A 265-nucleotide genomic window follows, 5' to 3' on the forward strand; every position below is an offset into this window, starting at 1 on the left:
CCGTGCACGATGTCGCCGAAGAGCGACGCGTGTTCATGGGGAGCCGCCCGCCAGTATTGCGGCGGCGCGTCGACATGAACACCGAGTTTAGCTGCCGCGTGCCAGCCCCAGCGCGGGTTGTACAGCATGCCGCGGGCAATCGCGACGAGGTCCGCCTGACCGTTCGCAACTACCTTCTCTGCCTGCTCCGCCTTGGTGATCAGGCCGACGGACATTGTGTTGACCCCCGTGGCTTCCCTGATGGTCTGCGCGAACGGCACCTGAT

1 pseudogene is annotated in these 265 nt (G+C 65.3%); it reads right to left on the reverse strand.

From position 1 onward, the window contains the following. Positions 1-215 (reverse strand): annotated as a pseudogene (locus tag SB724_RS20495) (hypothetical protein); the annotation flags it as partial. Positions 216-265 lie beyond the last annotated feature (50 nt).

This window comes from Bacillus sp. SIMBA_031 (assembly GCF_046535225.1).
GTDB classification, from domain to species: Bacteria; Bacillota; Bacilli; order Bacillales; family Bacillaceae; genus Bacillus; species Bacillus velezensis.